Origin of the sequence: Halorubrum sp. CBA1229, assembly GCF_003721435.2 — an archaeon.
In the GTDB taxonomy this organism is placed as follows: domain Archaea; phylum Halobacteriota; class Halobacteria; order Halobacteriales; family Haloferacaceae; genus Halorubrum.
In genome coordinates, this window is record NZ_CP054585.1 from 1948326 (window position 1) to 1970705 (window position 22380).

At 70.8% G+C, this 22380-nt stretch carries 23 protein-coding genes; 7 read left to right on the plus strand and 16 right to left on the minus strand.

The window, feature by feature from the left end:
* Positions 1–18: 18 nt before the first annotated feature.
* From Hrr1229_RS09670 to trxA, 5 genes are all read right to left on the minus strand, one after another.
* Positions 19–1308, minus strand: a complete 1290-nt coding sequence (locus tag Hrr1229_RS09670) for a glucose-6-phosphate isomerase (RefSeq protein WP_123113092.1) — start codon at positions 1306–1308, stop codon at positions 19–21.
* 47 nt (positions 1309–1355) lie between these two features.
* Positions 1356–2453: a DoxX family protein gene (locus tag Hrr1229_RS09675; protein ID WP_123113091.1), complete on the minus strand. Its 1098-nt coding sequence runs from the start codon at positions 2451–2453 to the stop codon at positions 1356–1358.
* A 98-nt stretch (positions 2454–2551) separates the two neighbouring features.
* On the minus strand, positions 2552–3109 hold the full coding sequence (locus tag Hrr1229_RS09680) for a class I SAM-dependent methyltransferase (RefSeq protein WP_123113090.1): 558 nt from the start codon (positions 3107–3109) through the stop codon (positions 2552–2554).
* A gap of 180 nt (positions 3110–3289) precedes the next feature.
* Positions 3290–4444, minus strand: coding sequence for an aminotransferase class V-fold PLP-dependent enzyme (locus Hrr1229_RS09685; RefSeq protein WP_255212476.1), 1155 nt, complete (start codon positions 4442–4444; stop codon positions 3290–3292).
* Complete coding sequence (gene trxA, locus Hrr1229_RS09690; RefSeq protein ID WP_123113089.1) at positions 4445–4786, minus strand: thioredoxin; 342 nt, start codon at positions 4784–4786, stop codon at positions 4445–4447.
* A gap of 140 nt (positions 4787–4926) precedes the next feature.
* Here trxA and Hrr1229_RS09695 point away from each other — a divergent pair, with 140 nt between their 5' ends.
* Positions 4927–6183, plus strand: a complete 1257-nt coding sequence (locus Hrr1229_RS09695) for an AGE family epimerase/isomerase (protein WP_123113088.1) — start codon at positions 4927–4929, stop codon at positions 6181–6183.
* Between the two features lie 34 nt (positions 6184–6217).
* Here the strand turns inward: Hrr1229_RS09695 and Hrr1229_RS09700 are convergent, their stop codons facing one another.
* From Hrr1229_RS09700 to Hrr1229_RS09725, 6 genes are all read right to left on the minus strand, one after another.
* Positions 6218–7261, minus strand: a complete 1044-nt coding sequence (locus Hrr1229_RS09700) for a sulfite exporter TauE/SafE family protein (protein WP_123113087.1) — start codon at positions 7259–7261, stop codon at positions 6218–6220.
* On the minus strand, positions 7262–7420 hold the full coding sequence (locus Hrr1229_RS09705) for a hypothetical protein (protein ID WP_176329391.1): 159 nt from the start codon (positions 7418–7420) through the stop codon (positions 7262–7264).
* Between the two features lie 393 nt (positions 7421–7813).
* On the minus strand, positions 7814–8431 hold the full coding sequence (locus tag Hrr1229_RS09710) for a metal-dependent hydrolase (RefSeq protein ID WP_123113086.1): 618 nt from the start codon (positions 8429–8431) through the stop codon (positions 7814–7816).
* A gap of 108 nt (positions 8432–8539) precedes the next feature.
* Positions 8540–9325, minus strand: coding sequence for an ABC transporter permease subunit (locus tag Hrr1229_RS09715; RefSeq protein ID WP_123113085.1), 786 nt, complete (start codon positions 9323–9325; stop codon positions 8540–8542).
* The gene (locus Hrr1229_RS09720; RefSeq protein WP_123113084.1) at positions 9318–10298 is read right to left on the minus strand and encodes an ABC transporter ATP-binding protein; all 981 of its coding nucleotides are present in this window, start codon (positions 10296–10298) and stop codon (positions 9318–9320) included. Before Hrr1229_RS09720 ends, Hrr1229_RS09715 begins: the two co-directional genes overlap by 8 nt.
* Positions 10288–11886, minus strand: a complete 1599-nt coding sequence (locus Hrr1229_RS09725) for an NEW3 domain-containing protein (RefSeq protein WP_123113083.1) — start codon at positions 11884–11886, stop codon at positions 10288–10290. The genes Hrr1229_RS09720 and Hrr1229_RS09725 overlap by 11 nt, the downstream gene beginning before the upstream one ends.
* A gap of 187 nt (positions 11887–12073) precedes the next feature.
* Here Hrr1229_RS09725 and Hrr1229_RS09730 point away from each other — a divergent pair, with 187 nt between their 5' ends.
* The 5 genes from Hrr1229_RS09730 (at position 12074) to Hrr1229_RS09750 (ending at position 17347) form a co-directional block, all read left to right on the plus strand.
* Positions 12074–13171, plus strand: a complete 1098-nt coding sequence (locus Hrr1229_RS09730) for an alanine--glyoxylate aminotransferase family protein (protein WP_123113082.1) — start codon at positions 12074–12076, stop codon at positions 13169–13171.
* Positions 13172–13314: 143 nt separating this feature from the next.
* Positions 13315–13605: a hypothetical protein gene (locus tag Hrr1229_RS09735; protein ID WP_123113081.1), complete on the plus strand. Its 291-nt coding sequence runs from the start codon at positions 13315–13317 to the stop codon at positions 13603–13605.
* A 147-nt stretch (positions 13606–13752) separates the two neighbouring features.
* Entirely contained in the window at positions 13753–14772 is a 1020-nt protein-coding gene (locus Hrr1229_RS09740) for an aldo/keto reductase (protein ID WP_123113080.1), read from the plus strand.
* 62 nt (positions 14773–14834) lie between these two features.
* Entirely contained in the window at positions 14835–16406 is a 1572-nt protein-coding gene (locus Hrr1229_RS09745) for a lipopolysaccharide biosynthesis protein (protein ID WP_123113079.1), read from the plus strand.
* 62 nt (positions 16407–16468) lie between these two features.
* Positions 16469–17347 carry a succinylglutamate desuccinylase/aspartoacylase family protein gene (locus tag Hrr1229_RS09750; RefSeq protein ID WP_123113078.1) on the plus strand — a complete coding sequence of 293 codons (879 nt, stop codon included), beginning with the start codon at positions 16469–16471 and terminating at the stop codon, positions 17345–17347.
* A 7-nt stretch (positions 17348–17354) separates the two neighbouring features.
* On the opposite strand, the gene Hrr1229_RS09755 is transcribed toward Hrr1229_RS09750, so the two are convergent.
* From Hrr1229_RS09755 to Hrr1229_RS09765, 3 genes are all read right to left on the minus strand, one after another.
* A complete protein-coding gene (locus Hrr1229_RS09755) occupies positions 17355–17732 on the minus strand; it encodes a DUF5811 family protein (protein WP_008007407.1) in 378 nt (125 codons plus the stop codon).
* Positions 17733–17845: 113 nt separating this feature from the next.
* The gene (locus Hrr1229_RS09760; protein WP_123113077.1) at positions 17846–18391 is read right to left on the minus strand and encodes a pyruvoyl-dependent arginine decarboxylase; all 546 of its coding nucleotides are present in this window, start codon (positions 18389–18391) and stop codon (positions 17846–17848) included.
* Positions 18392–18849: 458 nt separating this feature from the next.
* Positions 18850–20073 carry a proteasome-activating nucleotidase gene (locus Hrr1229_RS09765; protein WP_123113076.1) on the minus strand — a complete coding sequence of 408 codons (1224 nt, stop codon included), beginning with the start codon at positions 20071–20073 and terminating at the stop codon, positions 18850–18852.
* 260 nt (positions 20074–20333) lie between these two features.
* Between Hrr1229_RS09765 and Hrr1229_RS09770 the strand changes: the two genes are divergently transcribed.
* The gene (locus Hrr1229_RS09770; protein WP_123113075.1) at positions 20334–20894 is read left to right on the plus strand and encodes a response regulator; all 561 of its coding nucleotides are present in this window, start codon (positions 20334–20336) and stop codon (positions 20892–20894) included.
* Between the two features lie 19 nt (positions 20895–20913).
* On the opposite strand, the gene Hrr1229_RS09775 is transcribed toward Hrr1229_RS09770, so the two are convergent.
* Positions 20914–21198, minus strand: coding sequence for an amphi-Trp domain-containing protein (locus Hrr1229_RS09775; RefSeq protein ID WP_123113074.1), 285 nt, complete (start codon positions 21196–21198; stop codon positions 20914–20916).
* A 96-nt stretch (positions 21199–21294) separates the two neighbouring features.
* Positions 21295–22374 carry an aminopeptidase gene (locus Hrr1229_RS09780; protein ID WP_123113073.1) on the minus strand — a complete coding sequence of 360 codons (1080 nt, stop codon included), beginning with the start codon at positions 22372–22374 and terminating at the stop codon, positions 21295–21297.
* Positions 22375–22380 lie beyond the last annotated feature (6 nt).

The window sequence follows — 22380 nt, forward strand, 5'->3', positions numbered from 1 at the left end:
GCGCGGTTCGCCGACGGCTCACCGCTCGACGCGCAGCTCGCGCTTGTCGGCCACGGCGTCCGCCTCGGGGAAGTCGCCGCCGCCGAGCAGCCCGCGCGCCGCCTTCTTCCCCCACTCGACCGCGGGCTGGGTGAACGTCGAGACGCTCGCCAGCTCGCCGTACAGCACGCAGGCGGCCTCCATCGCGTAGAGGAGCTCCCCGAGGCTGCGCTCGTCGACGCGGTCGATCTCGACGCGCAGGTTCGGCACGTCGGCGGCCGCGAGGCTCGCCTCGGTCGCCTCGAACTCGGCGTCCAGTAAGTCGCCGAGCGACGAGCCGCCGAGGTACGCGAGCCCGTCGAGGTCGGTCTCGGGGATCGGCGTCTCCGCGCGCTCGGTCGGGCGGATCAGCGAGACGAGCTTGTCCGGCGGGCCGGCGCGGTACAACTGCAGCTGCGAGTGCTGGTCGGTCGCGCCGAGCGCCCGCGCCGGGGTCTGGCCGAGCCCGTCCTTGCCGAGGCTCTCGGCCCACAGCTGCGCGAACCACTCCGCGAACGTCTCCAGCGACTCCGCGTACGGCATCACGGCGTTCGTGAGCGCGCCGCGCTCCGCGAGCGCGTACGTCGCCGCGCCGTAGGCGTACGCGGGCGACTCGAACAGCGACCCCGAGAGGCTCTCCATTCCGTCGCGGCCCCCCGCGAGCACGGCCTCGATGTCGTGGCCCTGCAGCGCCGGCACCGCGAGCCCGACCGTCGAGAGCGCGGTGAACCGCCCCGGCACCCCGGCCGGCACGTCGAGCGCGGGGAGGTCGTGGTCGTCGGCGAGCGCCCGGAGGTTCCCCGCCTCGCCGGTCGTCACGAGGGTGCGCTCGGTCCAGTCGACGCCCGCCTCGGCCATCGCCTCGCGGACGACGAGGAAGTTCGCGAGCGTCTCCGCGGTCGTCCCGGACCGCGAGACGACGTTGACGACGGTGTCGGCGAGCGGGAGGTCGTCGAGCAAGGCGTCGACCGCGTCGGGGTCGACGTTGTCGAGGAAGTACGCGTCCACGTCGCTCTCGAGGGCGTTCGAGAGCGTCGCCGCGCCGAGCGCGCTCCCGCCGATCCCCACGGTGAGGACGGCCTCCGGGCGGTCGAACCGGTCGGTCGCCGCGCGGATCGCCTCCGCGTCGGTCGTCTCCGGCAGGGTCAGCGCGGCGTAGCCGAACTCCTCGTCGGCCATGCCGGCGGCGATCCGGTCGTGCGCGTCCGCCACGCGCTCGTCGAGCCGCTCCAGCGTCTCGTCGGTGAGTCCGGGCGTCGTCTCCAGTGCGTTGCCGAGGTCGACGTTCATACCTCCCTACGCGGGCGACCGAGGCTTAAAACCGGTCGTCTGCTCTCTCAATCCGCCGGAATCACCGACTCGTCGTCGCCGAGCGCGGGCCGACCGAACCACCGGTCGAACGCGAGCGGGCCGGAGCCGAGCGTGAAGACCGCCGAGGCCATCCCGAACAGCGCCACGTGGGCGAGGACGGGGTCGTCCGGGAGCCCGAACAGCGTCGTCGTGAACAGCACGAACGAGAGCGCTGCCGCGCCGCGGGTGAAGAAGCCGGCGATCAGCGCCAGCCCGACCGCGATCTCGGTCACCCCGGCGCCGACGACCCACAGCCCGGGGTCGACGGGGACGACCGACGTGAGGTCGTACTTCTCGACGACGAGCAGCGCGCTGCCGGGGTCCGCGAGCTTCTGGACGAGCCCGAGGTAGACGAACGTGACGCCCATCCCGACCCGGAGGACCGTCGGGACGTACCGCCGGAGGGGGGCCGCCGCGTCGAGGAACGACTTCAGGTGATGGACGGGGTCGATCCGGCCGTAGTACGACCCGGGCGTGCTCGCGACCGCGAGCAGCATGTCGTCCGCGCTCGGCCGGCCGCCGCCGAGGATCGCCAGCGCGACCAACACCGGGACGTACTCCATCGCGAGGACGACGCCGGGGTCGACCGCGAGGAGGACCCACGCGTACGCCAGCAGGCCGATCGCCGAGGCGATCCGGGTCGCGAGCCCGAAGAGGACGCAGAAGCCGAGCCCGATGAACAGCACGCGGAGGAGCGGGCTCGACCCGGTGTCGAACGAGAGCGTCGGCGCGAACAGGTACCCCTGGAAGCCGGCGCCGACGAGGGGAAGCCCGACGGAGAGCCGCAGCATCCACGGCACGAGGTCGCCGTAGCCGGCGAGCGTCTCGCGCAGGACGACGACGTCGACGATCGTCGGGCGCACCCACAGATACGCGGCGATCCCGACGACGGCGAGGAGGCCGGAGCCGCCGAACACCGCCGCGTTGAGCGGGTCCGACAGCACCTCGGCGGTGAACGCGATCGCGTCGAGCGGATCGCCCGACCCCTCGGTGACGTAGTCGACGTGGGCCGCCGCCGGCCGCGCGGCGAGCGTCGCGACCAGGGCGAACGCGGCGGCGGCGATCGACCGGGAGCGAAGGGACATACTCTGTTTAGGGACCGGACGCACCTAACGGTATTTCTTCACGAACGTTCGAAAGCGACCGCAGGACGGCCGAGTCCGCGGAGACCGACGCGATCCGCCTACGGCGCGCGAGCGACGACGCCGAACGTCTCCGTCCGCGTCGATTCGGAGACGACCTCGAAGCCGGCCGCCTCCAGCGCTTCGACCGCGTCGGCGGCGGCGAACCGCTCGTCGACCGGCGGGCCGTGTTCGCCGTCGCCGTCGGCGGTCCAGTCGAAGACCACGAGGAGCCCGCCGGAGCGGATCGTTCGCGCAAGCTCCGCGATCGACGCGTCGCTCGCGAACTCGTGGTACGTCATCGTCGACACGGCACCGTCGAGCTCGTCGTCGGCAAACGGGAGGTCAGCCACGTCGCTCGCGACGAGGTCGACGTTCTCCGGCACGCCCTTCTCGCGGTACAAGTCGTGCATCTCTGCCTGCACGTCGACGCCGTACACCGTCTCGACGTGCGGGGCGACGCTGTCGGTATAAAAGCCGGTGCCGCTCCCCAAGTCGGCGACGACGTCGAGGCCGGCCGAGACGAGCGGCCCGATCAGCTCTTCGGCCGACACCCATCGGTATCGGTCGGGACGCTCCAGCCGCTCCGCCTGCTCGGCGTCGAACGTGTGGAAACCCATATCCAGTATTGCACGCCGAACGCTAAAACGCGTCCGATCGAGCGACGGCGGGTCGGCCCGCGGCCGCGCGGTTCGTCGCGCCGACGGGTCGGTCTGCCGCCGCGGGACTCGTCGCGCCGGCGGGCCGGTCCGGTGTCGCGAGACCCGTCGCGCCGGCGGCGCTCACAATCGCCGCGGGCCTCACCACTCCGCGTCGAGCGCGTCGATCAGTCGGTCGACCTCGGCCTCGGTGGAGACGGCGTGGACGGAGGCGCGGATCGCGTTCGGATGCGGCAGCGACCGCACGACGATGTCCCGCTCCGCGAGGCGCTCCACGGTCGCGTCGGGGTCGTCGACGTCGATCGTGACGAGCCCGCTCTCGAACTCGCGGGGGCTCAGGAGTCGGTCCGCGGGGACGCCCGCCTTGAGCCGGTCGGTGAGCGACGCGATCCGGGACTCGATCGCGTCGAGGCCGACCGCGTCGATCGCGTCGAGCGCCTCGGCGAGGCCGACGTGGGCGGCGGCGGTCGTCGAGCCGATCTCGAAGCGCTTCGCGCCCTCCTTGAACTCGATCTCAGACGCGCTCGGGTCGTCGACGCTGCGGTAGCCGACGGCGCGCGGCGCCAGGTCCGCGGCGGCGTCGCGGTCGACGTAGAGGAAGCCGGCGCCCCACGGGCCGAGGACCCACTTGTGGCCCGCGGCGGCGACCGCGTCGGCGCCCCACGCCGACACGTCCATAGGGCCCTGTCCGGGCGACTGGACGGCGTCGACGAGGGTGAACGCGCCGGCCTCGTTCGCGACCTCGACGAGGTCGGCGACCGGGAGCCGCGTCCCGTGCGTCCACGTGATCGCGCTGAAGCAGACGAGCCGCGCGTCGGCGACCGCCTCGGCGTACTCCTCGCGGTCGACGCGACCGTCTTCGGTCTCCAGGACGCGGACCTCGACGCCCTCGCGTTCGAGCCGCTTCCACGGGAGGATCCCGGCCGGGTGCTCCAGGTCGGTCCGGACGACGACGTCGCCGGGCTCCCAGTCGATCGCGCCCGCGATGCGATTGATCCCGTCGGTCGTGCTCTCCGTGAGGGCGATCTCGGCCGGCTCGGCCCCGACGAACGCGGCGATCCGCTCGCGCACCGACTCGTACGTCTCGAAGGCGTGACCGTACGGGTCGGTCGCCGCGGAGCCGTACTCGTGGTCGGCGATGAACCCGGACGCGGCCTCGACGACGTACTTCGGGCTCGGCCCGTGCGCGCCGAAGTTGAAGTACGCCGCCTCCCCGAGCGCCGGCACGTCGGCGCGCAGCTCTCGGGGCGTCATCCCGTCGTCTCGGGTCAGCATCTCGCCGTCGGGTTCGGCCATTCAGGCGGTGTGCTCCGTGATCGCGTCGGTCAGGGCGTCCTCGTTTTGCGCGCCGACCATGCGGTCGGCGAGCTCGCCGCCGGCGAACACGAGCAGCGTCGGGATGCCCTGCACGCCGTACTCGGCCGCGAGCGACTGGTGGACGTCGACGTCGACCTTCACGACGGCGGCGTCGGTCTCCGCGGCGACCGACTCCACGGCGGGCTCCATCATCCGACACGGACCGCACCAGTCGGCGTAGAAGTCGACGAGGACCACGTCGTGGTCGGCGACCAGGTCGTCGAACTCGTCGGGACTGGACAGCTGAATCGGTTCCGCGGGAACGGACTCGGTTGAACTCATACTCTCCAGTACGCCGCCAGCGGTGATAATAGTTTTGGGTATTCCGTACAATATCGTGTGGGCGAGTGTCACCGGGCGGACCGGTCCGGAGGCGCGACGGTCGACAGCCATTAGGCGGTGACGCGTCCTCGTTGCACTCGATGACCGACGCGAGCCCGACCGACGCGACGTCAACCGACGCCGAGCGCCGGGCGCGGCCGCACCGCGCGCGGCTGCTCGCGACGCTGCGCGTCCAGTACCCCGACGCGCTCGCCGACCGCGGCTACCGGCTCCTCCACCCGGAGACGGGGGATCGCTACACCGGCGACCGGCGACACCTGGTCGCGGCCTGCCGGTCGGTCGCCAATTTCGCGCTCGGCGCCCTCGCGGACGGCCCGGACTGGTGCGTCCCGGCGGCCGAACACGGTCTGGCGTTCCTGCGCGAGGCTCACCGAAGCGACGACGGCGGCTACCGGCTCGTCGTCACGGCCGACGGCGACCCGATCGACCGCACGCGGTCGGCGTACGGCCACGCGTTCGTCCTGCTGGCGTACGCCCGCGCCGCGGACGCCGGGATCGACGGCGCCCGCGAGGGGATCGCGGCGACGCACGCGCTGATCGAGGAACGGTTCCGCGACGACGCCGGGCTGCTCCGGAGCGACTGCGACGCCGAGTGGACCGAGGTAGAGCCGTACCGCGGCCAGAACGCGAACATGCACGCCTGCGAGGCGTACCTCGCCGCGTACGAGGCGACGGGCGAGGACCGGTACCTCGATCGAGCGCGCCGCATCGCCGAGGCGATCGCGGTCGATCTCGCGAGCGAGACGAGAGGCCTTCTCTGGGAGCATTACACCCCCGAGTGGGAGCACGATTTCGGGTACAACGCCGACGAGCCCCGCCATCAGTTCCGCCCGCCGGGGTATCAGCCGGGCCACCACGCTGAGTGGGCGAAGCTCCTCGCGCTCCTCGACCGGTACGACGCGGAGGAGCCCGCGGCATCGATCGACGGCGCCGACATCGACTGGTACGACCGCGCCCGCGAGCTGTTCGACGTCGCCGTCGACCGCGGCTGGGCGGAGAACGGGTTCGTCTACACGCACGCGGCCGACGGCTCCCCGCTCGTCGAGGACCGGTACGGCTGGGCGCTCGCGGAGGCGATCGGGGCGGCCGCGGCGCTCGCGGAGCGGGCGGCGACGCGCGGCGACGCCGACGCGGCCGAGCGGTTCCGACGCTGGCACCGCCGATTCGCGGTTCGGACGGACCTGTACCGCGGGCCGGCCGGCGTCTGGTACGAGAAGCGGCTCCCGTCGGACGCCGAGGGGGACCTCGTCGCGCCGGAGCCGCCGGGCGTCGAGCCCGACTACCACCCCGCGGGCGCGTTCTTCGAGAGCTGGCGGTCGGTGCGACGGACGCCGTAAGGCGTCGGTCCCGAGCGTTCGCGCGTCGGTTCCGTTACGCCGACGGCGCGGCGTCGCGGCCCCCGCGGACCGCGACCGCGCCGTGGTAGAGGATGATGGCGCAGACGAACAGCGCCGAGCCGACCAGCAGGACGAAGCTGACTCGGTCGAGGACCGGCATCGCCAGCCACGCCGAGACCTCGCCGAGCGCGACGGCGAGGCTCGCGATCAGGAGCATGAGCCCGAAGTAGATCGTCACGTCGTCCTCGTCCACGTACGCGGTCGCGCCGGAGCCGATCCGCGCGCCGAGCGCGCTCCCGAGCAGCAGCGCGGTGACGATGCCGAGGTCGATGACCCCCGCCCGCCCGTAGGTGAACGCGCCGACGCCCCCCGACATCAGCCCGCCGAACAGGCTGGTCCCGACCGCCGCCGCCAGCGAGGTGCCGATCAGGTAGTAGATGGCCGGCATCCGGACGAAGCCGCCGCCGACCCCGAGGAATCCGGAGATCAGGCCGACGCCGCCGCCGACGCCGGAGATTGTCCACAGCGACGCCTCGCTCCCGTCCGCGAGCGTCATCATCGGCGGGATGTTGTACGACTTGATCTTCCGGGCGATCTCGGGGACGTCGTCCTCGGGCGCGTCGTCGGCCGGGGTCCCGCTTTCTCCGTCCGGCTCGTCTCCCGCCGCGTCCGGCTCGTCGCTCAGCGCGCTCCGCGTGAAGAGGATCCCGATGGCCGCGAGCAGGATGACGTACGCGACGCCGACGACGACGCCCGCGATCCCGAGCACCTCCAGCCCGAACACCAGGCGACTGCCGAGCTCGATGCCGACCGTGATCCCGACGAACATCAGCGCGCCGAGCCGGTAGTCCACCTGCCCGGCGTCGTGGTGTTTCAGCGTCGCTATCACCGCCGTCCCGAACACGAACGCCATCGAGCTCCCGATGGCGACCGGCGCGGGGTATCCGAGGATGAGCAGCGCGGGCGTCACGAGGAACGACCCGCCCATCCCGAAGAAGCCGAAGAACACCCCGACCATGAACCCGAAGACGACGAACAGCGCGAAGAGGTCGGCGCTCAGTCCGAGAAGCTCGAACATCTATATCCGCCGTATCCGTTTAAATACGGTCGACGCAAGCTTGTCCTCGAGCACCCCGTAGACGGCGTACAGAAGTGCCGCCTCGACGAGGACGAGACCGATCACGGCGAGCGCTGCGATCGTGGGGGACGCGCCGGGGAGCAGCTCCGTGCCCGTCATCGGCTCTCCGCTCCGCGTCCGGCGTCTGCGCCCGGCGATCGCGTCGGATACGTCTCTGTGTACGTCTCTTTCATATACCGTCCGTAGCGTGCGTGTGCTGATAATGGTTTTGGGATTGACGTACAATACTATATCCGCATGACGGACGGAACACTGCCGATAACTTCCGCGTACGTTATGCCGCCCGACGACTCGGATCTCGCATCGGCGGAAGACGACCGCAGTCGAACCCCTCGCGACGCGTGCACACCGGTCAGTCAGTGTCGTCAGTGCGTCTCCAGTAGACACGGTGATCCGGCAGCAAAGGCGATGTCGCGGCGGTCGCGAGGGAAACGGGCGATGTTGCGGCGGTCGCGAGGGAAACGGGCGATGTCGCGGCGCGCGGGTGACGGGCTACTCGGTCGGCTCCGTGTCCGTGTACCGGTCCGGCAGATACGGGGTCAGCGCCGCCGGCACCAGCGGGATCACGAGCGCGGCGAGCTCCGCGAGGTGCCGCCGGAGGAGGGTGTACACGGCGGCGACGAGCAGGGTCCCGGCCACGATCAGCCGGAGGGGCCCGTTGAGCAGGTAGAGGAGCGGGAGCGCCAGCCCGACGGAGAGCGCGAGGTCCTCTGCGGCGCCGTCGTACCTGATCCCGCGACGCGGCGCGACCCAGCGCTTCCGGTAGTGGTCGTACACCGCGCGGTCGGAGTTCCCCTCCCAGGGACGCAGCTCCAGCCCGCCGCCGTACATGTCGGAGACGCTGTGGAGCGCCGCCCCGAGGAAGAACAGGGCCGCGGCGACGGTCACCGCGGAGGGGGTCACGAGGGCGGCGACGAGTGAGACGCCGGCGAACGCGGAGTAGTAGTTGGGGTAGTGGAGGGTCTTCCGGTGGCCGACGTACATGTCGAGGTCGGGGAAGAGCCCGCCGAGGAACCCCGCGACGAACCCGACGGTCGCCAGTTCCGGCGCCACGCGCACGAGCGGCGCGGCGAGCAGCATCCCGGCGAGCACATGGGTCGGGAGCATCATCGTGGTGGAACGAAAGCGACAGAAATATTTGAACGTGTCGGCCGGACCGGCGGCGATCGGTCGAGCGATCCGCCCGGAGGGGGCCCGAAACCCCCGAAACACTCCGTATCAGATGTCTCGACGCTCGAACAGCGCCTGCGAGAGGATGAGCAGGCCGACGAACGCGACGAGCAGGATCGCCGAGTCGATCGGCTCGAACGACCCGTCGATCAGGATCGGCGTCGGCTCGTAGTACTGCGTCGGGCTCAGGTACTGTATCCAGTCGTATCCCTCGGCACCGCCGACGACGGACTCGACGAGGTAGAGGACGAACACGGTGCCGACGGCGCCCCGCTCGGCGACCGCCGCCCGGTCGACGGCGACCGAGAACGCGAGGCCGACCCCTGCACAGACGAGGAGGTACGGGACCGAAAGCAGGTGCGTGAGCAACAGGTGATCGAGTGGGACCGTCTCCCCGACGGCGACGACGAACAGGTAGATGATCGGGCCGCCGAGGGCGTTGACGGCGATCATGGGGACGAGCAGCGCGGCGAACTTCTCGACGAGCAGCCGGGACCGCGAGACGGGGAACGACAGGAGGAGGTCCATCCGCTCCGTCTCGACGTCTCGCGCGACGACGCCGCCGGCGACGTACGCGAAGTACAGCCCCAGCCCGAGCAGCCAGACGAAGTTGAACACCTGCGCGCCGAGGAACCCCTCGATCGTCGACAGGCTCTCGATGCCGAACGCCTCCAGCATCGCCGGCGGCAGGTCCTCGAAGACGTCCTCGTAGTCGACCCCTTCCAGCACGGTGAAGTACCAGACGATGAACCCGGCGTACGCCCCGACGCCGGCCGTGAGGACCGCGGCGCCGCGGAGCCGCCGTCTCCCCTCGTACCGAGCCGTCTCAAGCATTCGACGCCCCCGCTCCGTCGCTCACGTTGACTCCGCTTTCGTTTGCCGTCTCCTCGCTTCCGTCCCCCTCGTCTCCCGTCTCCTCGCTTCCGTAGTAGTGCGCGAACACGTCCTCGATCGGGGGTTCGCCGATCTCCACGTCGCGGACGTCGTGGGCTGCGAGCTCGCGGAGGAGCGCGTTGACGTCGCCGGCGTAGATGAACTGGACGCCCTCGACGAATCGCTCCGGGTCGACGACGCCGTCGAGGTCGGCTATCGCCGCGACCGCCGCGTCGCTCGCGTGAACGCGCACGTGCTTCCCGCTCCGGTGGAGGAGCGCCTCGACGTCCTCGAGCTCCACGAGCGACCCGGCGCGGAGGATGCCGACGCGGTCGCAGACGCGTCGGACCTCGCTCAACACGTGTGAGGAGAAGAACACGGTCGTGCCGCGCTCGCGCTCGTCGCGGACGAACTCGTTGAACGCCTCCTGTTTGAGCGGGTCGAGCCCGCCGGTCGGCTCGTCCATGATCACGAGGTCGGGGTCGTGCATGAACGCCTGCACCAGTCCGAGCATCCGCTTGTTCCCGGTCGAGTACTCGCGTACCGGTCGCTCTATCGGCGGGGTGAAAAGATCTAGCAGCTCCTCGCGGCGACGCTCGCCCTTCATCGCGCCGTGGTAGTCGAGCACCGCCTCGCCGGTCGCCTCCTCGTCGAACCCGAGGTGCGCCGGGAGGTACCCGATCCGGCCCTTGACACCGGTCAGCGCGTCCTCGTCGCGGATGTCGGCGCCGAGCACCCTCGCCGTCCCCGAAGTGGGCTTCAACAGCCCGAGCAGCAACCGTATCGTCGTCGACTTCCCCGCGCCGTTGGGCCCGAGGAACCCGAACACCTCGCCCTCGTCGACGGCGAACGACACGTCGTCGTTCGCGACCACGCTTCCGAACTCCTTCGTGAGCCCCTCGACGACGAGGGGGCGGTCGGTCTCACCGGACATAGAACCACCACGCCCCGGCGGCGACGAGGAGCAGGAGGACGATCAGCACGGCGGACTCGATGGGGACCTCGCCGCCGGACGACTCGACGACCGAGGCGGCGACCGTCGCGGTGTCGCCGGTGACGCGGACCCCGTCGGGATCGGTGTAGCTGATCTCGACGCTGGCCGGATACCGGCTCGCCGGCGCCTCGCCGTCGACCGCGAGGTCGAACGCGACCCGCCCCGTCTCTCCGGGCGCCAGCGACGGGACCACGGTGGTTCGGAACTCGCTCTCCAGCGGCTGGTCGACGGCGAGACGCAGCTCGACGTCGCGGAGCTCGACGTCGCGGCGGTTCGTCACGTCGAGCCGCAACACGCCGTCCTCGCCGGCCGCGAATTCGGCGTCGACCGGGGACACCGTCACCGCGTCCCGGCGCTCGGCGACGGGAACGCGAACCGCCTCGCGGGTCGTGCGGACGGTGTCGGCGGCGCTCCGGTAGCTCGTCGAGAGGACCACCTGCTGGGGGACCGAGTCGGCGCCCGCCGGGACCTCGCCGCGGAACCGGAAGGCGGCGCTCTCGCCGGCGTCGAGGTCGCCGACGGCGTACCGCGGACTGCGGGGGGCGAACGCCCCATCGCCGACCGCGAGGACGACCCCGTCGACGTCGCTCGGCCCGTCGTTGCGGATCGTCCCGCTGACGGTCCCGTTCTCGCCGACGCGGAGCGTGGAGTCGTCGACCGCGACCGAGAAGGACTGCTCCGCGCGCGGTCGGAGCCCGACCGGGATCCCCTCGTGAACGCCGCGGATGCCGTCGACGTCCGTGTACCGAACGCTGCCGGTGAGGCCGAACGACTCCGCGGCGGCGTCCGCGTCGACGCTCGCCGGGAACCTGACCGTCGCGTTCTCGCCGGGGTCGAGCCGGTCGATCCGCGCGGTGTTCCGCTCAGTCTCGCCGAGCGCGACGTCGGGACTGTTCGCGGCGAGTTCGACGGAAAGGTCGCGTGCGGGCTCCCCGCCGACGTTGGTCACGTTCGCGGCGAGCGTCCCGGAGTCGCCGACTTGGACGTCCGTGTCGACCGTCCGCATCGCGAACCGGGGCGCGTCGTCCACGGTCACCCCGATCGACTCGGTCAGCGTCCGCGATCGGTCCTGGACGACCCCGCTCCGCGGCGCCGAGAGGAACGTGTGCGAGTACTCGAGCCGCACGTCGAGCGAGTACCGTCCCGGCTTCGCGTCGGCCGGGACCCTGACCGAGACGGGGACTTCCCGGACCGCGCCCTCGCCGATCGATCCGACGGCGAACCGGCCCGTCTCGACGACGAGGGGCGAGCCGTCGTTTCGAACGTCGATCACGACGCTCCGGGCGGTCGTGACGGTGGCTCGCCGGGCGTCCGACCCCGCTTCCACGTCGCCGTCGTTCGCGATCTGCACCGTGAGGTCCGTCGTCGTCCCCGGGGACACCGTCGAGTCCGGGACGTACACGTCCAGTTCGGGCTCGCCGCGCACGAACGGCGGCTCCTCTTGGGCGACGGCGAGGCCGGCGAGCGTCCCGACGAGGAGGGCGACGACGGCGACGACGGCGAGGACCCGGAGGGGTTGTCGGGACATTCACGCCCCCGACCCGGCGGCCGCAGTGCGTCTGTCGGCCGACCGCACCGACCACGCGCGGGAGTGATGGTCGCGTGTCATGTGTGGAACTCCGCTCGCCGATCATATATGTTTACGTGTGGCGGTGGTATCGGCCCGGCGGCGGCCGGTACGGGGGGCTTATTTCGCTGGAACAGCGTGTCGAGGTATGCTCATGACGCCGGGACCGACCGCGGTCCCCGAACCCGTCCGCGACGCGATGAGCCGCGAGCTGATCAACCCCGACGTGGACCCGGAGTTCCAGCGGATATACGACCGGCTCACGGACCGGCTGGAGACCGTGTACGGTGTCGAGTCGAGCGCAACGAGCGAGGCCGACGGAACTCCGGAGGCGCTCTCCCGCGACGTCGTCGTCCCCGGCGGGGAGGGGATCCTCGGGTTGGAGGCCGCGATCGCCTCGCTCGTCGAGCCCGGCACCGAAGTGCTCTGCCTGTCGAACGGGCTCTACGGCGACGGGTTCGCCGACTTCGTCGAGTCGTACGGCGGCGAGGCGACGCTGGTCTCGGCAGAGTACGACGAGCCGCTCCCGCTCGCGGAGCTGGAGTCGACCCTCGCCGACGGCGACTTCGACGTCGCGACGCTGGTCCACTGCGAGACCCCCACGGGGACGCTCAACGACCTCGGCCCCGCGCTGGACCTGCTGGAGGGGGCCGACGGCGAGATCGTCACCGTCGTCGACGCGGTCTCCTCGCTCGGCGGGGTCCGAGTACCTACCGAGCGGATCGACGTCTGTCTGGGCGCGTCCCAGAAGTGCTTCAGCGCGCCGCCGGGACTCACCACGGCCGCGATCAGCGAGCGCGCGTGGGCGGCGATGGACGAGCGCGACCCGCACTCGCTGTACACGAACTTCCTCCCGTGGCGCGACACGTCGGAGGGATTCCCGTACACCCACCTCACGACCGAGATCGTCGCGCTCGACGCGGCGCTGGAGATGTGGCTGGAGGAGGGGCTCGACGCGGTTCGGGACCGACACCGGGCGGCCGCGGCGCGGTGTCGCGAGCGCGGGGCGGAACTGGGGTTAGAGCCGTATCCGGAGCCGGAACGCAGCTCGCCGACGGTGACCGCCTTTTATACGCCCGGACGGGCCGCGGAGCTGCAGGAGCGACTGCGCGAGGAGCGCGACGTGCTCGTCGCGACGGGGTTGGGCGAGTTGGCCGGAGACGTTCTCCGCGTCGGGCACATGGGACACAACGCGCGGGTCGAGCGCGTGGACGAGACGATGGACGCGCTGGAAGACGTCTTATAAACCGGACGCGGAGTAGTCGAGGGAATCTCCGGGAATTCGGTGAGCCGGCATCGTTGACGCTCTTCGAAGGCGTCACGCTCTGGTCCGATTCCAATCAGCACGGCCAAAATATATGCCAGTGCACCTGTCAGTGCAGATCGAACATGCAGCGAGTAGCCCTCCTCGGCGGCGGTTTGCTTATCGTCGGCCTCAGTATCGTCCTCGCGCAACTGGTTACCTTCCCCGCCATGCTGTTCGGGGGGTGTACAGACGTCGGTGTTCCGGATGGTGAGGGGCAGGGAATCGGCGTCCTCGGCGTGGCGGACGGGAACCTCCTGTACACGCCCGACGGGGTGAACGAATGCAGTATTCCGCTCCCAGCGGTCGGTATCCCGGCCGGACTGATCGCCGTCGGAATCGGCTCGATCCTATCCCAGAGGGTGACAAGGAACTGAGCGGGACTTCGATTAAAAGGGATCGCGTGCTTTCCGGACGGAGTAGCGCCCTTATTTATATAGCGTCCCCGCCGGTCGCTCCGTCGTTCCTCCGCGGTTCCGCCTCCGGAACGCCCTTGCCGCCGCCCCGACCAGTTGGGAGTGAACATGAATCATCGCACGCTCGGGAGCGTCGGCGAGGTCAGCGAGGTCGGCTACGGCTCCTGGCAGATCGGGAGCGACTGGGGCGACGTGAGCGAGTCTGAGGCCGTCGCGGCCGTCGAGACCGCCCGCGACGCCGGGATCGACTTCTTCGACACCGCGGACGTCTACGGCGACGGGCGCTCGGAGCAGCTCCTCGGCGACGTGCTCGGAGACGACATCGCGCGCGGCGACGTCACGGTCGCGACGAAGGCCGGCCGCCGGCTCGACCCCCACGTCGCCGACGGGTACACCGAGGCGAACCTCCGTCGGTTCGTGAACCGATCGCGCGAGAACCTCGGCGTCGAGACGCTCGATCTGGTCCAGCTCCACTGCCCGCCCACGGACGTCTACTACCGGCCGGAGACGTTCGACGCGCTCGCGACCCTCGCGGACGAGGGGCGGATCGCGGCGTACGGCGTCAGCGTCGAGCGCGTCGAGGAGGGACTGAAGGCGATCGAATATCCGGGCGTCGAGTCGGTCCAGATCATCTTCAACCCCTTCCGCCAGCGCCCGGCGGAGCTGTTCCTCGACGAGGCCGCCGCCCGCGACGTGGGCGTGATCTGCCGGGTACCGCTCGCGTCCGGCCTGCTGACCGGCGCGCTCTCGCGCGACGACGAGTTCCCGGAGAACGACCACCGCAACTACAACCGCGACGGCGACGCCTTCGACGTGGGCGAGACGTTCGCGGGCGTCCCCTTCGAGGCCGGCCTCGACGCGGCCGACGCGCTCGCGGACCGCGTCGACGCGGTCGCCGACGACCCGACCGACGCGACCGGCGACGACCTCTCGCTCGCGGGGTTCTCGCTCCGATGGATCCTCGACCACGACGCCGTTTCGGCCGTCATTCCGGGGTCGACGACGCCCGAGCACATCCGGTCGAACGCGGCCGTCAGCGACCGTCCGCCGCTCGGCGACGACGCGCACGAGGCGGCCCGCGAGGTGTACGACGAGTTCGTCCGCGAGCACGTCCACCACCGCTGGTAGCGATCGAGCCGGCGACGGAACGTGCCGCTTTTCTCCCGAGCCGGGCCAGGTCGAGGTAACCCGTGAACGCCGACCCCGGAGCCGGCGGCGAGGACGAGCGCGAGACGCCGAGCGACGACTCCGTCCCCGACGAGGAGCGCGAGGCGCTCGTGACGATCGCTCACGGCGCGGTGGTCACGTCCGGGGGCGTCTCCGGCCAGCGGGCGCTGACGGCGGCGACCGAGTTCGTCCTCGCGCGGGGGCTCGGCCCGACGGCGTACGGCGTCTACGCGCTCGCGTGGCGGATCGCGCAGCTCCTGTCGCGGCTCGTCACCTTCGGGAGCGTGCCGACGCTCCAGCGGTACCTCCCCGAGTACGCGGACGACCCGGCCCGGCGGGGGACCGTCGCCGGGCTCGCGTACGCGACGACGCTCGGCTTCGGCGCCGCCATCGCCGCGGGGGTCTGGCTCGCGGCCCCGCGTATCAACGACCTCACCGTCGAGGAGGCGGCCTTCCCGGGCGCGATGCGGGCGTTCGGCTTCCTCGTCGGGCTCCTCGGCGTCGTGATGGTCGCGTCGGCGATCTTCCGCGCCGTCGGCTCCGCCCGCGGTGAGATCGCTTTCAACAAGCTCCTCCGGCCGGGGGTCCGGCTCGTCGCCGCGGTCGCTGCGCTCGCTGCCGGCTACTCTATCGGCGGCGTCGCCGTCGGGATCGTCGCCGCGACCGCGCTGCTCGCGGCGGTCGCCGTCCCGCTCTCGGCGCGAGTGACCGGCGTCGTCCCGTCGCTACGCGGCGCCCGCCGCGAGGCGCGGCGCTTCTACGACCACGCGGCGCCGGTCGCGATGAGCAGCCTCGGGAAAGTCTTCCAGAACCGCGTTGACGTGCTGCTCGTGGGGGCGCTCCTGACCGCGACGGCCGCGGGGGTGTACAACGTCGTGCTCGTGCTGATCGCGATCGCGTGGATCCCGCTCATGTCCTTCAACCAGCTCCTCCCGCCCGTCGCCTCCGACCTGTACGCGAACGACCGGACCGCGACGCTGAACGCGGTGTACTCCTCGGTGACGCGCCAGATCGTCACGGCGGTCGTCCCGATCCTCGTCGTCCTCGCCGTCTACGGCCGGGAGCTGCTCGGGCTGTTCGGCGACCCGTACGTCGCGGGGTACCTCCCGCTCGTCGTCTACCTCGGCGGGGTGTTCGTCGGCAGCGCGGTCGGCGCGACCGGCTGGCTCCTGATGATGACCGACCACCAGTACGCCCGGATGGCGCTCGACTGGCTGCTCGCGGTCCTCAACGTCGCGCTGACGTACGCGTTCGTCGTCCGCTTCGGGCTCGTCGGCGCCGCGCTCGGCACGTCGCTCGCGATCGCCGGCCAGAACGGGATACAGGTGCTGCTGCTGCGTCGGTTCGAGGGGCTGTGGCCGTTCGACCGCACCTTCCTCACCCCGCTCGCGGCTGGGGTTGCGGCCCTCCTCGTCGCGCGGGCGGTCCGCGCGGTCGTCCCAGGTCTGGCCGCGGTCGTCGTCGGGGGCGTATTGGGGCTCGCGACGTACGCGGCGGCGCTCCGCCGCCTCGGCGTCGACCCCCGAGACCGGCTCGTCGCGAGCCACCTGGCGGGCCGGTACCGCGCGGCGCTCGCGCGACGGCTCGACCGGTAGGCCGGTTTCGCGCACCACCGAACGTCGACCGTTTAATATTCGACCGGCGTGTACGGCCTTCCATGGAAACGATCGAGCGCGGGTCGGCCGGCTCGGCCCGCGTCGCGATCGTCGGCGGGATCCACGGCGACGAGCCCGCCGGCGAGCGGATCGTCAGGCGGCTCGCCGACGAACTTGACGAGGACGGGCCCGGGAGCGGGAGCGTTCGGCTGATCGTCGCCAACGAGCGAGCGCTGGCGGCCGGGACGCGGTACACGGACGCAGACCTGAACCGCGTCTTCCCGGGCGACCCCGACAGCGACGACTACGAGCGGACGCTCGCGCCGCGGCTCGCGGCCGAACTGGAGGGGATGGACGCGGTGCTCGCGCTCCACACCTCCCACAGCGCCCCGCCGCCGTTCGCCATCTACAGCGACCCGACCGAGTCGGTTCGCCGCAGCGTGACCGGGATGCCCGTGGAGTACGTCGTCGACTCCAGCGAGCTGCGGTCGACGACGCTCGACTCCGTCGTCCCCCACACCGTCTCGATAGAGGTCGGCAGACAGGGGAGCGAGGAGGCGGTCAAGTTCGGCCACGAGGCCTGTCTGGCGTTCCTCCGGGCGCACGGCGCTATTGACGACGAGCCGCCGACGTTCACCGAGACGACGGTCGTCGCGGGCGACGAGGAGGTGCCGAAGGGCGGCGGCGAGCCGCACGTCCACTTCGCGAACTTCGAGGCGATCCCGCCGGGGTCGGTGTTCGCTGAGGACGACGTGTACACCCACCGCGTCGAGGAGGAAGGGCTCGTCCCGATCCTCGCGAGCGAGGAGGGATACGAGGAGATATTCGGCATCTACGGCCGCGTACAAGGGGTCATGGAGCCGCCGGCGTCGGCGGGTGACGGGGCTGTCGGCGGGGAAGAGCCGGCGGAGGAGGAGTCAGCAGAGGAGACGGCGGAGTAGCCCGAACTCACTTCGCGGTCGGCGTGACGTCGCCGACGGCGTCCATCACCTGCATCGCGGCGCTGGCGGCCAGCCCGCGGGCGACCTCGTCGGTGTCGGCGTCGGCGATCCCGGCCTCGAGCTCGTCGGGGTCCGGCGTGAAGCCGGCCGAGACGGGGTGCCCGGCGGGCGGATTGACCGCGACGGTCGCCTGCGGGCCGTTAGCGCCGACCGACAGCTCCGAGCCGACGGCGTAGCTGTTCGGAAGATACGATTCGGTTCGAGAGACGATTCCGGCGACCGCGCGCCGGAGGCGCCGTTCCTGGTCGGGGGAGAGGTCGACGGCCGCGGGCTCGCCCGCGTTCGTCACACCCGGTGCCCCGGCGTACGGGTTGTTGCCGTTCATCGAAGACACGTTGGGTACGCGGAGACGGTTCAAAAAGGCGTCGGCGGGGGCGATCCACGGTCGGGACCCGTCGCTGCGGTCCGCGGATCCCGGTTCGCAGCGAGCCTCGACGGCTACAGTATCGGCTCCGACTCGCCGTACGCGGCGATCACGACCGCGGTCGTGTACCGGTCCGGCGCCGAGGCCGTCGTCTCAACGTGCACCTCGCGGTCGGGCAGGTCCCAGTCGCGCAGCTCCCCGCCGGCGTCGAGCCCGGCCTCGATGCGCTCGCGGACGTCCTCGGGGTCCTCGCCGGTCACCTCGTAGAAGAGGCCGGGACCGGGACCGGTCGCCCAGCCGAGACCGGCGGCCACGTCCGGGCGGCGTCGGGGTGCGCGCTTCGACTCGGCGTCCTCCGCGCCGGCGCGGCCGCCCTCGCGGAAGTCCACCTCGTCGTCCGGGCCGACAGTGCGACGCGCCTCGACCACGGTGAGCCGGTTGCCGGCGGGGCCGAGGTCGGGGACCACCTCGACCGCCTCGACGGTCGCCTCTGCGGGGACCACGGAGGAGACCGCGACGAGGTTGTAGTTGTGGAGGTTCGCGTCCGCGAGCGCGGCGTCGTAGGAGGCCATCGCCGTGTCGGCGACCCCGACGCCGCCGGCGACGTGGATGGTGTTCATTACGTCCGGATCGTCGGCCCCCGCGCTAAGGGGTTACGAAGCAGTCGTCTCCTGACCCGCCGTCAACGTGGATGTTTATAAATAACAGCGGTGGCGCGCCTGCGAGCGGCCGCCACCGGCGGCCGCGAGCCAGCCCGCGAGGGAGTCGGACCGGCGCAGCCGCGCCGGTCCGACGAGGCTGGGGAGGGGTGAGGTGCGGTGCTGTGCGGTCGGGTGGGATTCAAAGGGGCAGTCGCGAGGACGGCGCAGGCGACCCAAGCACTGGAGGGAGTGAGCGAAGCGAACGACCGAAGCGCGCAGCGAGCGTGCGCCGTCCTCGCGGCTGGGGCTTTGGAGGTGTTTGCCGTCGAGTCGGTATCGGTCGTTTATAAACGAGCGGCTGGGGCGTTAGAGGCGTTTAACACCGCTCAACCGCCAGAAATCCCGCAGAACTCGAAACCGACTGCCGGTCCGTAGTCTCAGTACTGGTAGTTGATGACCTGCTCTTCGGTCTGCTCCGCGTCCTGGAGCTTGTCGCGGGCCGCCTCGAAGTCCTCGAGCGTGACCTCCGTGCGGCCGTCGCGGATCGCGAACATGCCGGCCTCGGTCGCCAGCGAGGCGATGTCGGCCCCGCTGTACCCCTCTAAGTCCGACGCGACCTCGGAGAGGTCCGTCCCCTCGGCGACGTTCATCTCCTGCGTGTGGATCTCGAGGATGCGGGCGCGCCCCTCGGCGTCGGGCTCGGGCACCTCGATGAGGCGGTCGAACCGGCCGGGGCGGAGGATCGCCTCGTCGAGCATGTCGAAGCGGTTGGTCGCGGCCATGATCCGGACCTCGCCGCGGTCGTCGAAGCCGTCCATCTCGGAGAGCAGCTGCATCATCGTCCGCTGGACCTCGGCGTCGCCCGAGGTCTTCGAGTCCGTCCGCTTGGCGGCGACGGCGTCGATCTCGTCGATGAAGATGACGGCGGGCTCGCGCTCGGCGGCGAGCTCGAACAGGTCGCGGACGAGCCGCGACCCCTCGCCGATGAACTTCCGGACGAGCTCGGAGCCGGCCATCTTGATGAACGTCGCGTCGGACTCGTTGGCGACGGCCTTCGCGAGCATCGTCTTCCCCGTTCCCGGCGGGCCGTGGAGCAGGACGCCGCTCGGCGGTTCGACGCCGACGGCCTCGAACTGCTCGGGGTTCTCTAGGGGGTCCTCGACGGCCTCGCGGACCTCGCGGATCTGGTCGTCGATGCCGCCGATGTCGGCGTACTCGACGTCGGGCGACTCCGTGACCTCCATCGCCTGCGCCCGTGAGTCGGTCTCGTCGTCGAGCACCTGCTGGACCGCGAAGGAGTCGTTGATCGCGACGCGGTCGCCGGGGCGGAGGTCCTCGTCGAGCCGGGTGGCCGCCTGCGTCAGCACCTCCTGGTTGTTGCCGTGCTGTTTGATGACGACGCCGTCGTCGGTGATCTCCTCGACCGACGCGATGTACAGCGAGGAGGTCTTCAGCACCTCGTTCTCGCGTTTCAGCTCGTCGACGTCGGCCTTCAGCTCGCCGCGGCGACCCTGCGCGTCGTCGAGCCGCTGCTCCAGCTCTTCGTTCACCTGCAGGATCCGTCGGTAGTGCTGGCGGATCGCTTCGAGCCGCTCCGTCTCGCTCATCTCCGGATCGAGCTCCAGACGGGGGCGGTCGGGCAGTGAGGGGCTATGAGACATTCGTTGCTGGTTGGTATGGAGCGCGCGTAAATGTGCCTTTGGGTCACGGTGGTCTGCCGGCCCGACCGCGGGAACTGACCCCCGATCCCCGTTCGAGGCGGTCGGTCGCCCCGCCGCCGCGAGAGTATCATCTGTGATACTCGCGGGTCAACGTTTTAACAGAAGGCGTGCGTATTCCCCGTTATGAGCGCACGAGCGGCGGTCGAACGCGTCGGTTCGGTGTCCCCGACGGACGACTCGCGGACCGCGGGTGTCCGACCATGACCGACGGTGCGACCGAGCCGACGGTCCTCGCCGTCGACGACGAGCCCGACCTCGCCGAGCTGTACCGGGTGTACCTCAGCTCGGCGTACGACGTGCGGATCGCGACCGGCGGCGAGGCGGCGATGGAGGAGATGGACGAGTCGGTCGACGTCGTCCTCCTCGACCGTCGGATGCCGGATATGTCCGGTCACGAGGTGCTCACCGCCATGCGCGCGGCCGGCTACGACGCCCGGGTCGCGATGCTCACCGCGGTCGAGCCCGACGTCGACATCGTCGACATGCCGTTCGACGACTACAAGACGAAGCCGGTGACGAAGGAGGACCTCCTCACGCTCGTGGAGGTGCTCCTCTACCGCGCGGAGTTCGACGAGCACAGCCAGGAGTTCTTCGCGCTGGCCTCGAAGAAGGCCGCGCTGGAGGCGGCCGACGCGACGGGCGGCGACGAGTACGAGGAGCTCGTCGAGCGGATGGAGACGATCCGCGACCGCGTCGACGACACGCTCGACCGGCTCTCAGCGCGCGACGCGTTCGTCGAGGTCCCGGGGAGCGTCCCGTAGAGGGGGCCGCCCCGAACGCTCACTCGATCGTCAGGTCCCCGTCGGCGTCGCCGCCCCCGCCGTCCTCGTCCCACTCCAGCTCGAACTCGACGCTCAGCTCGCCGGGGCCGTCGGCGGGTCCCTCGCGCTCCGCTTTCACCTCGAACGTCGGCCGGGCCGGCGGAGCCATCGTCACCGACTCGCCGCCCCGACTGAGCGTGATCTCGCTGCCGGACTCCAGCGAGTCGGCGACGGTCCGGAGGTACGCGGCGATCTCCTCGCGGCTTCGATTGCTCTCGGATTTGAAGAGGACTTCTTCTGGCATGGGCGGGTGTACGTCGTGTCGGCGTATAAATCCGTACGCCGAAACGAGGCCCGGCCGGGACCCCGCCAGACGACACCCTCAGAACCCGTCCTCGCCTCAGAACCCGTCCTCGAAGACGAACGTCCCGTCGCGCTGGACGACCTCGCCGTCGACCTCGATGACGGAGTCCTCGCTCATGTCGACGATCATGTCGACGTGCTCGGCGGACTCGTTGACCTCGTTGGCCTCGCCCACCGTCTCGGGGTACGCGGAGCCGACCGCCATGTGGACCGTGTCGCCCATCTTCTCGTCGAACAGCATGTTGTAGGTGAACCGGTCGATCTGGCGGTTCATCCCGATGCCGAGCTCGCCGAGCCGCCGCGACCCCTCGTCGGTGTCGAGGATCCCCGTCAAGAGGTCCTCGTTGCGCTCGGCGGAGTGCGAGACGACCTCCCCGTCCTCGAACCGGAGCCGGACCCCCTCGATCTCGCGGCCGTAGCGGTACAGCGGGAGGTCGAAGTGGACCTCGCCGTCGACGCCGTCGCGCACGGGCGCCGTGAACACCTCGCCGCCGGGGAGGTTCGCCTCGCCGTTGTCGTTGAGCGTCGAATTCCCGGAGACGTCGAGCGTGAGGTCCGTCTCCTCGCCCGAGCGGATCCGCACCTCGTCGGCGTCGTCCAAAATCTCGACCATCTCCGCTTGGAACGCGCGCTGCTCGTCCCAGTCGAGCGAGACCGCGTCCCAGACGAAGTCCTCGTACGCCTCGGTGCTCATCCCGGCGAGCTGGGCGTGGCTCGCGGTCGGGTACTGCGTGAGACACCACGTCTTCGAGAGGCGCGTCCGCTTGACGTCCTCCATCGCGCGGTTGTAGGCGGCGTTCGTCTCGGGGTCGACGTCGGCGTCCTCGGTGGCGTTCGACCCGCCGCGCGCGATGACGAACACGTCGGCCTCCCGGTACAGCGCGAGCCGGTGGTCCGGCTCGGTGAACTCCTCGGACGAGCGCTTGAACGCGCGCTGGGCGCGCTTCGAGTAGTTGAGGTACACCGGATTGGCGCCGCGGTCTCCGCAGACCTCGTGGAGGGCGACCGCGAGGTCCTCGGCCTCGGCCGGCAGCTGGATGACGACGTCGTCGCCCGACTCGATGCCGGTCGAGTGGTCGGCGATGATCTCGGCGTGCTCGCGGATGCGTGCGTCCATACGGTA

Excerpts from the sequence above, each read along its gene's own strand:
- Hrr1229_RS09730 (WP_123113082.1), top strand. The coding sequence starts at position 12,074 with ATGCTCATGACGCCGGGACCGACCGCGGTCCCCGAACCCGTCCGCGAC.
- Hrr1229_RS09750 (WP_123113078.1), top strand. The coding sequence starts at position 16,469 with ATGGAAACGATCGAGCGCGGGTCGGCCGGCTCGGCCCGCGTCGCGATC.
- Hrr1229_RS09770 (WP_123113075.1), top strand. The coding sequence starts at position 20,334 with ATGACCGACGGTGCGACCGAGCCGACGGTCCTCGCCGTCGACGACGAG.
- Hrr1229_RS09780 (WP_123113073.1), bottom strand. The coding sequence starts at position 22,374 with ATGGACGCACGCATCCGCGAGCACGCCGAGATCATCGCCGACCACTCG.
- Hrr1229_RS09695 (WP_123113088.1), top strand. The coding sequence starts at position 4,927 with ATGACCGACGCGAGCCCGACCGACGCGACGTCAACCGACGCCGAGCGC.
- Hrr1229_RS09705 (WP_176329391.1), bottom strand. The coding sequence starts at position 7,420 with ATGACGGGCACGGAGCTGCTCCCCGGCGCGTCCCCCACGATCGCAGCG.
- Hrr1229_RS09700 (WP_123113087.1), bottom strand. The coding sequence starts at position 7,261 with ATGTTCGAGCTTCTCGGACTGAGCGCCGACCTCTTCGCGCTGTTCGTC.
- Hrr1229_RS09755 (WP_008007407.1), bottom strand. The coding sequence starts at position 17,732 with ATGAACGGCAACAACCCGTACGCCGGGGCACCGGGTGTGACGAACGCG.
- Hrr1229_RS09670 (WP_123113092.1), bottom strand. The coding sequence starts at position 1,308 with ATGAACGTCGACCTCGGCAACGCACTGGAGACGACGCCCGGACTCACC.
- Hrr1229_RS09765 (WP_123113076.1), bottom strand. The coding sequence starts at position 20,073 with ATGTCTCATAGCCCCTCACTGCCCGACCGCCCCCGTCTGGAGCTCGAT.
- Hrr1229_RS09775 (WP_123113074.1), bottom strand. The coding sequence starts at position 21,198 with ATGCCAGAAGAAGTCCTCTTCAAATCCGAGAGCAATCGAAGCCGCGAG.
- Hrr1229_RS09685 (WP_255212476.1), bottom strand. The coding sequence starts at position 4,444 with ATGGCCGAACCCGACGGCGAGATGCTGACCCGAGACGACGGGATGACG.
- trxA (WP_123113089.1), bottom strand. The coding sequence starts at position 4,786 with ATGAGTTCAACCGAGTCCGTTCCCGCGGAACCGATTCAGCTGTCCAGT.
- Hrr1229_RS09725 (WP_123113083.1), bottom strand. The coding sequence starts at position 11,886 with ATGTCCCGACAACCCCTCCGGGTCCTCGCCGTCGTCGCCGTCGTCGCC.
- Hrr1229_RS09760 (WP_123113077.1), bottom strand. The coding sequence starts at position 18,391 with ATGAACACCATCCACGTCGCCGGCGGCGTCGGGGTCGCCGACACGGCG.
- Hrr1229_RS09735 (WP_123113081.1), top strand. The coding sequence starts at position 13,315 with ATGCAGCGAGTAGCCCTCCTCGGCGGCGGTTTGCTTATCGTCGGCCTC.
- Hrr1229_RS09710 (WP_123113086.1), bottom strand. The coding sequence starts at position 8,431 with ATGATGCTCCCGACCCATGTGCTCGCCGGGATGCTGCTCGCCGCGCCG.
- Hrr1229_RS09720 (WP_123113084.1), bottom strand. The coding sequence starts at position 10,298 with ATGTCCGGTGAGACCGACCGCCCCCTCGTCGTCGAGGGGCTCACGAAG.
- Hrr1229_RS09740 (WP_123113080.1), top strand. The coding sequence starts at position 13,753 with ATGAATCATCGCACGCTCGGGAGCGTCGGCGAGGTCAGCGAGGTCGGC.
- Hrr1229_RS09715 (WP_123113085.1), bottom strand. The coding sequence starts at position 9,325 with ATGCTTGAGACGGCTCGGTACGAGGGGAGACGGCGGCTCCGCGGCGCC.
- Hrr1229_RS09680 (WP_123113090.1), bottom strand. The coding sequence starts at position 3,109 with ATGGGTTTCCACACGTTCGACGCCGAGCAGGCGGAGCGGCTGGAGCGT.
- Hrr1229_RS09675 (WP_123113091.1), bottom strand. The coding sequence starts at position 2,453 with ATGTCCCTTCGCTCCCGGTCGATCGCCGCCGCCGCGTTCGCCCTGGTC.